We start from the raw sequence: 12865 nt of genomic DNA, 5'->3' as shown, positions 1-12865 counted from the left end.
CCACCTCGCGTTTTCGAGCCTGAGCTTTGCGACACTCGGACAGTGCCGACTCATCCCGATTTTTCCCAGCCTTGGGTTACTTTCGCCTTACGCAGTCTGGTTAACGGTTTCGCGGTGACCGGTCATAAATGCTTCACTCATCAGCGAAACCAACCTTTCCGCGACCACTTCAGGCGGCTTGACGGAGGCTGGCGCTTCGCCCGGATAGGCTCGAGCGCGCATGGCCGTGCGGGTGGCGCCAGGGTTCACGACAGCAACCCGGATCTTCGACACTTTGGCGGTCTCCTGCGCGTACGCATCGAGCAGCACTTCGAACGCAGCTTTGGTGGCGCCGTAAGCACCCCAGTACGCCCGTGGGGCCTGGGCCACCGTAGTCGTCATCCCGATCACGCGGGCATCGTCGCTTTTGCGCAACAGCGGGTCAAAATTCGCTATCAGCGCCTGCGTGGCCAGGACGTTAGTGGTCAGGGCCTTGTTGAAAGCTTTTTGATCAATATCGGCAACGCTGGTGAGTTCTGGCAGGACCGCGGCGTTGATGACCAGCATGTCGAGCTTGCCCCAGCGTTGCGAAAGGGCGGTGGCCAAGCGGGCTATGCCGTCCGGCTCGACCAGATCGACAGGCGCGATCGTGGCTGATCCGCCCGCCTGGAAGATCGCTTCCTCCACGCCCTCAAGCGCTTTGGTGTCGCGCCCCGTGAGGACGACATGCGCGCCGCGCGCTGCCAGAGCGATGGCAGTCGCCGCGCCGATGCCACGGCTGGAGCCGGTGACGAGTGCCACCTGCCCCGCAAACGGTTGATCACTCATGCGGCGTTCAATTCCGCCGGGAAACGATCGGAAAAGTCGGTCAGCTTGGTGGGGTAATCGCCCGTGAAGCAGGCATCGCAAAATTGCGGGCATTTGTTGGCCCGGCCTGCTTCGCCCACGGCACGGTACAGGCCATCGATTGACACGAAGGCGAGACTGTCGGCCTTGATGAAATCGGCCATCGCTTCGGTATCCATCGTCGCGGCCAGCAACTTCGAGCGTTCCGGCGTATCGACACCGTAGAAGCACGAATGCTCGGTCGGCGGGCTGGCGATGCGCATGTGCACTTCAGCGGCGCCCGCATCGCGCATCATTTCGACGATCTTTTTCGACGTCGTGCCGCGCACGATCGAATCGTCTATCAGGATGATGCGCTTGCCTTCCACCACCGGGCGGTTGGCATTGTGCTTGCGCTTCACGTCGGCATGGCGAGCGGCGTCGCCCGGCTGGATGAAGGTGCGACCGACGTAGTGAGAACGGATGATGCCGAGCTCGAACGGGATACCCGATTCCTGCGCGTAACCGATAGCTGCTGGCACGCCGCTGTCCGGCACGGGGATGACCACGTCTGCCTGGGCGAAGGCTTCCTTGGCCAGTTCCACGCCGATCTGCTTGCGTACGGAATAGACCGAGCGGCCATCCATGATCGAGTCAGGCCGCGAGAAATAGACGTGCTCGAAAATGCAGGGGCGCGGGGCAGGGTTGCCGAAGGGGCGGTGGCTGGAGATCGTGCCCTTGTGATCAACCTGAACCAGCTCGCCCGGTTCGATCGAGCGAATGAATTCCGCGCCGATCACGTCGAAAGCGACGGTTTCGGAGGCGAACACGGTGGCGTCTCCGATGCGGCCCATGACGAGCGGACGGATGCCCAGCGGATCGCGGCAGGCGATCATGCCCTCGGCGGTCATGCAGATCAGCGAGTAGGCGCCTTCGACCATGCGCAGGGCGTCGACGAACCGGTCGAGCAGCGTGGGATAGCGGCTGGTGGCGACCAGATGGATGATGACTTCGGTGTCCGACGTGGACTGGAAGATCGATCCCTTGGAAACGAGATCGCGCTTCAGCGTCATCGCGTTGGAGATGTTACCATTGTGGGCGATCGCAAAGCCGCCAGCGGCGAGATCGGCAAACAGCGGCTGGACGTTGCGCAGGCCGGAGCCGCCGGTGGTGGCATAGCGCACATGGCCTGATGCCATGGTGCCGGGAAGCGTATCGACTTCCTTCTGGCTGAATACCTGAGCCACGTGGCCGATGCCGCGGTGGGAGTGGAATTCGTCACCGGAGAAGCTGGTGATTCCCACCGCTTCCTGCCCGCGGTGCTGCAGGGAATGAAGCCCGGCAGCCGTGATCGCGGCGGCTTCCCTGGCGCCGATGACGCCGAAAACGCCGCACTCTTCGCGCAGTTTGTCCCCGTCGGCATCACGAAAGGGGTGAGTCATGTTCATGGATTTATGTCCAGCCCGCTGGCGCTTTCAACGCTGCGCATTTGGCTGCGATCGCCGCAAAAAGCAAGGGGCAAGGAACGCGATAACGGCAGGCAAAGTTCCGCAGAATTTATTAGGCGAGCATCGTGACGAATGAATGACGGCGCCCGCAACCGCCCGATCGGCCCGATTTAGTTGATGAAACACATGCGGAAAAGGGTGCTCCATAGGCCGTGTCCGGCTTGCATGGTCTTCGGTTGGAAAGAGCCTCCGGCATCGTAGCAGGCCGGGTCGATGTAGGAAATATCCGCCAGTCGACCCACCGACGCGCCACCCTCCATTTTGCTATTGAGAATGCGTCGCATCATATGTATTGGCCGCGCAGTTTTGACATCGGGTTAATCGGGGCAGGTATGACAAGAATGATCGCGGCGGCCGGATTGGCGGGAATGCTGGTGAGTGCACCGGCGCTGGCGGACGATGCGACCAGCGCGGACACGGCAGTTGGCGATGCCATTCTTGTCACCACATCCGGCACCAAGACCGAAGCGCGGCCCGAGGAAACGCCGCAACCGATCAAGGTCGTGACCGCCGAGCAATACCTGTCACAAGGCGCGATCAGCGTCAGCGACACAGTGAAATACGCCGCCAGCGTCAACGCCAACCCCTACGGCCGCGATACCCGCGTCGATGGATTCAATATCCGCGGCATCGATGCGCTGCAGTTCCGTGACGGCATGCGCGACATCTTTTCGTATTACGCCAGCATCACGGCCGACCCCTACAACTTCTCCCGCATAGAGATCGTGCGTGGCCCGGCATCGGTTCTCTATGGCCAGGGTTCGATCGGCGGCCTGGTCAACCTCGTTTCCAAGACCCCGGATTTCAAAACGAGGGGCGAGTTCAACGCAGTCTATGGCAGCTACGATCGCAAGGAGTTTCTGGGCGACGTCAACATCGCGCTGACCGATACGCTGGCGATCCGCGCGGTCGGGCGCGCCCGCGATGCCGATACTTATGTGAAGTATGTGCCGGATGACCGCGTGATGTTCGCGCCCTCTATCCGCTGGCAGCCGACGCCCGACACCGACGTCATCCTCACCGGGCTGTATCAGGAGGACGACACCGGCTCGACATCCCAGTTCCTGCCGATCATCGGCACCTTCCTGCCCAACCCGGGCAATCCCGAGCGGCTCGATCCTTATACCTTCGTCGGCAAGCCAGGCTGGGATCGCTATTCCGGTCGAGTCCTGCAGGGCGGGGGCAGCATCACTCATCGCTTTTCGGATACCGTGCGGCTCAGCCTGAAGGCGCGGTATATCGACAGCGACCTGGAATACTTCACCCACTACGCAGACAGCTATTCCAACCCGTCCAACCCGTTCGGTCCGGACGGGCGCACCATCGGCCTCTTCTCGGAAGCCAGCGATGCGCGAATGAACGTATTCTCCACCGACAATAACCTGCTGTTCTCCTTCAACACCGGCGCCAATATCGAACACCAGTTGCTGGTCGGCCTGGATTACAGCTGGAACAAGGTAGGCAAGCGCTATGCGGCGACCACCCCGGAAACGATCGATCTCTATAACATCGATTACGACGCGCTGCGGACGTACGATCCCAGCGGGCCTTACAGCTATGATTCGCAGAAGCAGCTGGGCGTCTATGTGCAGGATCAGATCCGTTTCTACGATCGGGTCTCCGTCGTCCTCGGCGCGCGCCGTGATCACGTGACGTCATCGGCCGGAAGCAAGGACAACGCCACCACGTTCCGCGCAGGGATCATCGGCGAGATCGGCGCAGGCATCTCGCCGTTCTTCAGCTACACCGAAAGCTTCCTGCCGATCGCCGGATCGAACAGCGACGGCGATCCGTTCAAGCCGCAGACCGGAACCCAGTTCGAGGCCGGCGTGAAATGGCAGCCAGATGCCGACACGCTGTTCACGGTCACCGCGTTCCATATTAAGGAGCGCAACCGGGTGCTGTATCTGGCGAACAACGTCGTCACCCAATCGGGCAAGCTGACGACCAAGGGTATCGAGTTCGAAGCCAGCCGCACGCTGCCCGGCGATTTCGAACTGCTGCTTGCTTATGGATACAATCAGCTCAAGTCCGAAACCAACAGCAGCCTTGACTACATGCCACGTCACACGGCGTCCGCCTGGTCCACCAAGACGTTCGGCCTGACCGGCGAGGCGCAACTGCGTCTGGGCGCGGGCGTGGTCTACAGCGGCAAGAGCCGGTCGACCGGCCTGCTCAATCCTTCGGGCACGCTGCCCGACGGCACCCTGTACACCGTGGTCACTCCCGCGCGCACCACCGTGGACGCGCTGGCCGAGATCACCTGGGATCACTGGCGTTTCTCGATCAACGCGACGAACCTGCTCAACAACAAGTTCTTTGCATCCTGCCTCGCGCGTGGCGACTGCTTCGTGGGGGCACCGCGCAACGTGATGGGGACGGTGGGCTTCCGGTTCTGACCGTCTGAAGGAGCCAAAAGAGTGCGATGCGCGGGGTTTTAGTCCCTTCGTGCGGGAACCTATGCCCCCGTGCACCGCTTGCCAGCGCGGAACCTTCATCCTAATGCCGACCAATCCCAATTGGTCGATCACAGACGGACCCGTCGCACTTGCTCCTATCCCCTTTCGAATGGACCATCGCGAAGCGCTATATGCTGCCCGGCAAGGGCGAGCGCTTCATCGCTCTGGTCGCCGGTATCAGCCTGGTGGCGGTGATGCTGGGCGTTGCCGCGCTCGTCATCGTGATGAGCGTGATGAATGGCTTTCGCGCCGAACTGTTCGACAAGATCGTCAACCTCAACGGCCATGCGATCATCCAGGCCTACGGCGGTCGGCTGGATAACTGGGAACGCGTGCTGGAAGACGTGCGCAAGACGCCCGGTGTGGTGCGCGCGTCGCCGCTGATCGAACAGCCGCTGCTCGCCAGCTTCAATGGCCGGGTCGAAGCGATCCTGGTGCGGGGCAACACCGCGCAGGATATTGACCGCATTCAGGACAAGGTGAAGGCCGGTAATCTGGCGGAGCTGAAGCCGGGCAGCGACAATGTCGCCATCGGCAAGCAACTGGCGCAGAACCTTGGCGCGCAAGTCGGCGATGTCATCACCATCATCAACCCGCAGGGGCGGTCGACGCCGTTCGGCACGGTGCCGCGCCAGATCGCCTATCGCGTGTCCGCCATCTTCGAGATCGGCGTCTATGACTACGACAACGCCTTTGTCGTTATGCCGATGCGCGACGCGCAGACACTGCTGCTTACCGGCGATTCCATCGGCATGATCGAAGTGACGACGAGCGATCCCGATAACGTGGGCGCCATCCTTGCCCCATTGGCGCGCCAGTTGTCCGGCCGCGCCATCGTCAACGACTGGAAGACGATCAACGCCTCTTTGTTCGAGGCGCTGGCGGTAGAGCGGGTGGCGATGTTCGTCGTGCTCTCGATCATCGTGCTGGTGGCAGTGTTCAACATCCTGTCGTCGCTGATTATGCTGGTGCGAGCCAAGACCCGCGACATCGCGATCCTGCGCACCATGGGCGCGACCCGGCAGTCGCTATTAAAAGTGTTCGTCACTGCCGGCTTTTGCATCGGTGCGATGGGCACGGTGGCAGGGGTGATCCTTGGTTTCATCTTCCTCTATTTCCGCCAGCCCATCGTGCGTCTGGTGGAAATCCTGACCGGCCAGAACCTGTGGGATCCCTCGATCCGCTTCCTCACCGAACTGCCCGCGCGATCCGATCCGGTGGAGATCACCACGATCTGCGTCATGGCGCTGGTATTCAGCTTCCTTGCCACCCTGTACCCCGCCTATCGCGCAGCGAGCACCGATCCTGTGCAGGTCCTTCGTTATGAGTGAGCCCTTGATCGATCCCGTCGTCAAACTGACGCAAGTGACCCGCAGCTTTGAGCAGGGTGGCGTCGTGATCGACGTGCTGCGCGGCGTGGACCTCAGCGTTCGGCCCGGAGAGATCGTTGGCCTGCTGGGGCCTTCGGGGTCCGGCAAGTCGACCATGCTGCAGGCGATCGGCCTGCTGGAGGGCGGCTTTGGCGGGCGCATCGAAATCGCCGGTATCGACGCAAGCAAGCTCGGCAAGGACAAGCGCGCGGCGGTGCGGCGCGATCACATCGGCTTCGTTTATCAGTTCCACCACCTGCTGCCCGATTTCAACGCGATCGAGAACGTCGTGCTGCCGCAGTTGATCACCGGCAAGGGCAGGGCGGCGTGTGAGGAACGGGCAAAGGAACTGCTCTCCGCGCTGGGCCTTGGCCAGCGGCTGGAACACCGGCCGAGCAAGCTTTCAGGCGGCGAACAGCAGCGCGTTGCCGTGGCCCGCGCGCTCGCCAATCGGCCGCATCTGGTGCTGGCGGATGAGCCTACTGGCAACCTGGACGAGGCGACGGCGGACAAGGTCTTCGCGCAATTCCTGACGCTGGTGCGCGGGGAAGGCAGCGCCGCGCTCGTCGCCACGCATAACGAGCGGCTGGCGGCGGCTATGGACCGCGTGGTGCGACTGCATGATGGGGTGCTTAGTTAACGTGTGGGCACGGAACCGGCGTTGAACTCGCGGTTTTCTTACCCACATCGAATTACCGCACCAGAACAGAAAGGACAGCGCCGATGAGCGACATCCCGTCCACCATCGAAACGAGCACTACCCCCCCGAAGGGCTTTGGCTGGGAAGATACCGCCGAACTCCACAAGTGCGAGGATGGTGGAGGACTGTTCCATAGTTTCAAGACGATCCGTCGTGGTACCGTAGCGGAACTGATCGCTTTCGTGATGGGAATGCCTGAGGACAAGCAGGACGATTACGCCATCGAAAAGGACGGCGATCACACGTTCCGCATCGGTGAGATCCGCCACCTGTCGCGACGCGCCGATTTTCCGCACGCGCTCTGACCACCGCCGTGTCTGATCCGCGCACCATCGCCGATTTTCGGGCAACACTTCCGAGCGGTGAATTGGCCAGCCTGGCGGATCGCCTGGGCAAGGTGGTGCTGGTGGTCAACACGGCCAGCAAGTGCGGCTTCACCCCGCAGTACGCCGGTCTGGAAGAACTATGGCAGAAGTACCGCGACCGGGGGTTCGAGATCATCGCCTTCCCTTGCAACCAGTTCGGCGGTCAGGAGCCGGGAGATGCAGATGAAATCGCCTCGTTCTGCGAAGTGAATTTCGGCCTTTCGCTCCCCTTGATGGGCAAGGTCGACGTCAATGGCCCCGGCACTACCCCGCTGTTCGAATGGCTGAAGGCGGAAGCGCCGGGAGTGCTCGGCTCCAAGTCGATCAAATGGAACTTCACCAAGTTCCTGATCGACCGTCGCGGCAAAGTTGTTCGCCGTTATGCGCCCACCGACAAGCCTGCATCGCTTGCCGAGGAAATCGAGGCGCTGCTGTAATCCGTCCGACTTGACTGTGTGCAATTGTCCGCGCAGCAATCGGTGACTCCATCTGCCTTGAGCGGTCGAGATGACTGCCCGAGATACCCTATTCCTGTCATTGTCGGAGTGAACGACGCCCATGAAGCGCCTCTTTTTGCTTACGCCCGTGCTTCTGGCCGCATCCGCTTGCGCACCGGTCTTTGCCGAAACGCCGGTGGTGATGACGCGCAGCGGGAAAGTGCTTGGTGCAAGCGAGGGGGGTATCGTCAGTTGGAAAGGCATTCCGTTTGCGGCTGCCCCGCTTGGCGATTTGCGCTGGCGCGCCCCGCAACCCCCGCCGCGCTGGGACGGGCTGCGGCAAACCACCGCCTACGCCCATGACTGCATGCAAAAGCCGTTCCCAAGCGATGCCGCGCCGCTGGGCACCGAACCGTCCGAAGACTGTCTCTACCTCAATGTATGGAAGCCCCAACGAGCCAAGGCGAAGTTGCCGGTCGTGGTGTGGATATACGGCGGCGGCTTCGTCAACGGCGGATCGTCCCCACCCACCTATTCGGGGGCGGAACTGGCGCGCAAGGGCGTGATGGTCGTAAGCTTCAACTATCGCCTAGGCCGCTTCGGCACGTTCGCCCACCCGCAACTGACCGCCCAGAACGCGGATGACGGCGCCCTTGGCAACTATGGCATCATGGACCAGATCGCCGCGCTCAAATGGGTGCGAGCCAACATCGCCGGTTTCGGCGGCGATCCGACGAACGTGACGGTAATGGGCGAAAGCGCGGGCGGCATGTCCGTGCATGCGCTGCTAACCTCGCCGCAGAGCCAGGGCCTTTTCCGGCGAGCCGTCATCATGTCGGGCGGTGATGGCACTATCCGTGGTACCGGCGGACTGCCTGCTGCCGAGGCTTTGGGAACGGCATTCGGCGAAGGAAAGGGCATCGCCCCGAACGATCCGCAGGCGCTGGCGAAACTGCGCGCACTGGCTGCCGATCAGGTGCTCGACGGGCTGAATCTCGCCGCCATGTTCGCCAGGAAACTCCCCGCCTATTCGCCTCCGTTCGCTGACGGCAAGGTCGTGGTCGATCCCGCTGCTGCCTATGCCGCCGGGCGCTTTGCCAAAGTCCCGGTGATGGTTGGCGCGACCAGCGATGATATCGGCGGCCCGCAAGGGCCGATGGTGAAAGGTGCGCGCGACGTCGCCCGCACGCTCACGCAGGCCGGCGTACCCGTCTACGCCTATCGCTTTTCGTACGTCGCATCCTCGAACAAGGCGAAGGGCGCGGCTCATGCCACGGATATTCCGTTTTTCTTCGATACGCAGGCCATCAAATATGGTGACGCCGTCACCGCGCGGGACAATCACGTTGGCGAAGTCATCAGCAACGCGGTGATCGCCTTTGCGAAGACAGGCAATCCCAACGGTGTACGCCTGCCGACATGGCCGCGCTACGATCCCGTGCAGGACGTCATCATGGACTTCGGCGCGGATGGCGATCCGCATGTCGGCAAGGATCCGCTCACCGCACGATAATCGGGACGGGCCGGGGGCTATCCCCCGGCTTTTCCCCGGCGCGCCCTTGATTGCGGGCAGGGACAACTCCTAGATTCAGGGGATGGCCCACGCTCCTTTCGTACCGCTTCGCATCTTCTCCAGCTTCACCATGCTGGATGGCGCGATCGATCCGAAGGCGATCGCCAAGCTGGCGAAAGAGCGCACGTTCCCCGCTGCCGCCATCTGCGATCGCAACGGCCTGTACGGCGCGCCGATCTTCGCGGGTGCCGCGAAAGGCGTGGGCGTGCAGCCGATCATCGGCACGTTCCTCGCCATCGCCCGGCCCGGCGCGGTGGCGCAGGGTCAGGCCATGGCGATCGACTGGCTGGCGCTGTTCGCCCAGAACGAGGCGGGGTGGCTCAACTTGTGCCACCACGTCAGCCGCGCCCACCTTGACCGCCCGCTGGAATTGGACCCGCATGTCCAGTTGGAATCGCTGCGTGGCTATACCGACGGCCTGATCTGCCTCACCGGCGGCAACGAAGGGGCGCTGGCCCGGCTCTACGCGGCGGGCAAGTACGACGCGGCGGAAAGCTATTGCGACACCCTGCAATCGCTGTTCGCCGATCGTCTTTATATCGAGATCACCCGAACCGGCGAGCCGGAGGAGGACGAGAGCGAGGAGGAGCTGATTGCGCTCGCTTACCAGCGGGACATCCCACTGGTAGCGTCGAACCCGGCGCAGTTCCCCGAAAAGCAGTTCCACGCCGCGCATGACGCGCTGCTGTGCATCGCCAATTCGACGCACGTCGATGCGGAGGAGCGACCGCGATCCTCGTCGGAACGCTGGGTCAAGCCGGTCGCGGCCATGCAGGAGTTGTTTGCGGACTTGCCGGAGGCGTTGGCCAACACGCTCGTCGTCGCCCAGCGCTGCGCTTACGCCCCGCCCAAGCGCAAGCCGCTGCTGCCCAGCCTTGCCGGTGACCGCGAAGGCGAAGCGCGGATGCTCGCCGACGATTCGCGTATCGGTTTGGCCGCCCGGCTGGCGCCATACTGGCCCGACGTGACCGAAGCTGAACTGGCGGAAGCGATGGCGCTGAAAGGCGATGAGCGCGTCGCCGCCTATGAAGCGCTGCGCGAAAAGGGGCTCACCGAAGACTTCCTCGAATATGCCGACAGGCTCGATTTCGAAGTCGGCATCATCGTTGGCATGGGCTTCCCCGGCTACTTTCTGATCGTTGCCGACTTCATCAAATGGGCTAACCAGAACAGCATTCCGGTGGGACCGGGCCGTGGTTCGGGCGCTGGGTCGCTGGTGGCATGGGCGCTCACGATCACTGGTCTCGATCCGCTGAAGCTGGGCTTGCTGTTCGAACGCTTCCTCAATCCCGAGCGCGTGTCGATGCCGGACTTCGACATCGATTTCTGCGAAACCCGGCGCGGCGAGGTGATCCGCTACGTCCAGGCCAAGTACGGCGGCGATCACGTCGCGCAGATCATCACGTTCGGCAAGATGAAGGCCCGCGCAGTGCTCCGCGATTGCGGGCGCATCCTGCAGATGGGCTATGGCCGCGTCGATTCGCTGTGCAAGATGGTGCCGAACCACCCGACCGATCCGTGGACGCTGACCGAGACGATCAACGGTCGCAAGCAGCACGGCGTGACCAAGGACGGGCCGGTTGCCGAATTCCGCCGCGAATACGATAACGATGCCGACGTTCGCCGCCTTGTCGATCTGGCGGTGCAGCTGGAAGGCCTGCCGCGCAACTCCTCCACTCACGCGGCGGGGGTTGTGATCGGCGATCGTCCGCTGGCGCAGCTCGTCCCGCTGTACCGCGATCCGCGATCCGACATGCCCGTTACCCAGTTCGACATGAAATATGTCGAGGATACCGGGCTGGTGAAGTTCGACTTCCTGGGCCTGAAGACCTTGTCGGTGCTGCAGAAGGCTGGCGACCTGCTACAGCGGCGCGGCATTTCCATTGATCTGGCAACGCTGGGCTGGGACGATCCGGCGGTTTACGACCTGCTCAAGCGCGGCGACACGGTGGGGGTGTTCCAGCTGGAATCGGAAGGCATGCGCCGCACGCTGGCAGCGGTGAAGCCTACCAATTTCGGCGACATCATCGCCCTCGTGTCGCTCTATCGCCCGGGGCCGATGGACAACATCCCGCTCTTTGGCCAGCGCAAGAACGGCCTGGCCGCGATCGAATACCCGCATGAAAAGCTGTCGGTGATCCTGGCCGAAACCTACGGCATCTTCGTCTACCAGGAACAGGTGATGCAGGCCGCGCAGATCCTGGCGGGGTACTCGCTGGGCGATGCAGACCTGCTGCGTCGCGCCATGGGCAAGAAAGTCCAGGCGGAAATGGACGCACAGCGCCAGCGTTTCGTCGAAGGGTGCAAGGCCGTTTCCGACATCGAGCCGGGCAAGGCGAACGAGTTGTTTGACTTGATCGACAAGTTCGCCGGGTACGGCTTCAACAAATCTCATGCCGCAGCCTATGCACTGTTGGCCTACCACACCGCCTGGTTCAAGGCTCACTATCCGCACGAATTCTACGCAGCGGCGATGTGTTTCGACATGCATCAGTCGGAAAAGCTGGCGATCTTCGTGGACGACATGCGCCGCAACGGCGTGGAACTCGCCGCACCCGACATCAACCGGTCGGAAGCGGAATTCATCGTCGAGGAGACGGCGGAAAGCCACGCGGTGCGCTATGCGCTCGCGGGTATCCGCAACGTCGGCGAAAAGGCGATGGATGCAATCGTCGCGGAACGGCAGGCCAACGGTCCGTTCGAAAGCCTGGACGATGTGTTCCGCCGTGCACCGGCCGGATCGATGAACCGCCGCCAGCTTGAAAGCCTGGGCGCGGCGGGAGCGTTCGATTCGCTCGAGCCGAACCGCGCCAAAGTGCTGGCCAACGCCGATACGCTCCTCGCCGAAGCGGACCGGTCGTCCCGCGAGCGCAATTCGAGCCAGCACGGGCTGTTCGGCGGGGACGATCATGCCGAGCAGGGCCTGCGGCTGGTCGATGCCGACGCTTGGAGCCGCGCCGATCAGATGACGAAGGAGCGCGAGAACTTCGGCTTCTATTTCGCGGCGCACCCGGTCGAGCAATACCGGGCGGTGGCGTCCGCCAACGGCGCGCGGACCTATGGCAGCCTGATGGCGGGCGGCGGTGGCGGCGGGCGCACCGGGGCGGTGATGGCCGCGATGGTGGAGAGCGTTCAGAAGCGAAAGACGAAGCGCGGCAAGGACTTCGTCATGGCCGATTTCTCGGACCAGTCCGGCAACTTCTCGGCGTCATGCTTCGAAGAAAGTCTGGTCGAGAATTTCGTCAAATGGGCGAAGGACGGCACCTGCATCCTGCTCAACGTCGAACTGGATTCGCCCAGCGTAGATGAACCGCCCCGCGTCACCGTGCGCGGTGGACGACCCCTTGCAGAAGTGAAAGCCGATGCCAGAATGGTCCTGACGCTGGAGATCGACAGGGTGGAGGCGGTGCAGGAACTGGCGCTGCTGATGCGGCCCGGGTCAAAAGGAAGCGGCGAAGTGATCGCGACGTTGCATCTGGGACAGGGGCGGCAGCAGAAAGTGCGGCTGGGCCGCGACTTCGCGTTGGACGGTGATTTCGCCGAGCAGCTTCAGGCCGTTGCAGGCATCACCAACGTGTCCCTCACCGCCAAGCGCGGGCCGGAGCGGATGCCGATGGCTGCCTGACCGGGCGGCGGGAAAGGCGGCTAC

At 62.8% G+C, this 12865-nt stretch carries 9 protein-coding genes; 7 read left to right on the top strand and 2 right to left on the bottom strand.

Features of this window, described 5'->3' with window-relative positions; genetic code table 11:
• Positions 1–87: 87 nt before the first annotated feature.
• A complete protein-coding gene (locus ACZ1JM_RS08535) occupies positions 88–807 on the bottom strand; it encodes an SDR family NAD(P)-dependent oxidoreductase (protein WP_465134398.1) in 720 nt (239 codons plus the stop codon).
• Positions 804–2252: an amidophosphoribosyltransferase gene (purF, locus tag ACZ1JM_RS08530; RefSeq protein ID WP_465134397.1), complete on the bottom strand. Its 1449-nt coding sequence runs from the start codon at positions 2250–2252 to the stop codon at positions 804–806. Before purF ends, ACZ1JM_RS08535 begins: the two co-directional genes overlap by 4 nt.
• Positions 2253–2653: 401 nt before the next feature.
• On the opposite strand from purF, the gene ACZ1JM_RS08525 reads away from it, so the two are divergent.
• The 7 genes from ACZ1JM_RS08525 to dnaE all read left to right on the top strand — a co-directional run bounded on the left by ACZ1JM_RS08525 (position 2654) and on the right by dnaE (position 12841).
• A complete protein-coding gene (locus ACZ1JM_RS08525; RefSeq protein ID WP_465134396.1) occupies positions 2654–4711 on the top strand; it encodes a TonB-dependent siderophore receptor in 2058 nt (685 codons plus the stop codon).
• Between the two features lie 149 nt (positions 4712–4860).
• Positions 4861–6102 (top strand): lipoprotein-releasing ABC transporter permease subunit, encoded by a 1242-nt coding sequence (locus tag ACZ1JM_RS08520; protein WP_465134395.1) that lies wholly within the window; start codon positions 4861–4863, stop codon positions 6100–6102.
• Positions 6095–6781, top strand: a complete 687-nt coding sequence (locus ACZ1JM_RS08515) for an ABC transporter ATP-binding protein (RefSeq protein WP_465134394.1) — start codon at positions 6095–6097, stop codon at positions 6779–6781. Before ACZ1JM_RS08520 ends, ACZ1JM_RS08515 begins: the two co-directional genes overlap by 8 nt.
• An 83-nt stretch (positions 6782–6864) precedes the next feature.
• Positions 6865–7146: a hypothetical protein gene (locus ACZ1JM_RS08510; protein WP_465134393.1), complete on the top strand. Its 282-nt coding sequence runs from the start codon at positions 6865–6867 to the stop codon at positions 7144–7146.
• An 8-nt stretch (positions 7147–7154) separates the two neighbouring features.
• Complete coding sequence (locus ACZ1JM_RS08505; protein ID WP_465134392.1) at positions 7155–7643, top strand: glutathione peroxidase; 489 nt, start codon at positions 7155–7157, stop codon at positions 7641–7643.
• Positions 7644–7764: 121 nt separating this feature from the next.
• On the top strand, positions 7765–9156 hold the full coding sequence (locus tag ACZ1JM_RS08500; RefSeq protein ID WP_465134391.1) for a carboxylesterase/lipase family protein: 1392 nt from the start codon (positions 7765–7767) through the stop codon (positions 9154–9156).
• 82 nt (positions 9157–9238) lie between these two features.
• Complete coding sequence (gene dnaE / locus ACZ1JM_RS08495; protein ID WP_465134390.1) at positions 9239–12841, top strand: DNA polymerase III subunit alpha; 3603 nt, start codon at positions 9239–9241, stop codon at positions 12839–12841.
• Positions 12842–12865 lie beyond the last annotated feature (24 nt).

Source organism: Novosphingobium sp. BL-S-24, assembly GCF_055521575.1.
Note: the sequence above shows the minus strand (reverse complement) of the source record. Positions and strands in the feature narration are given on the sequence as shown.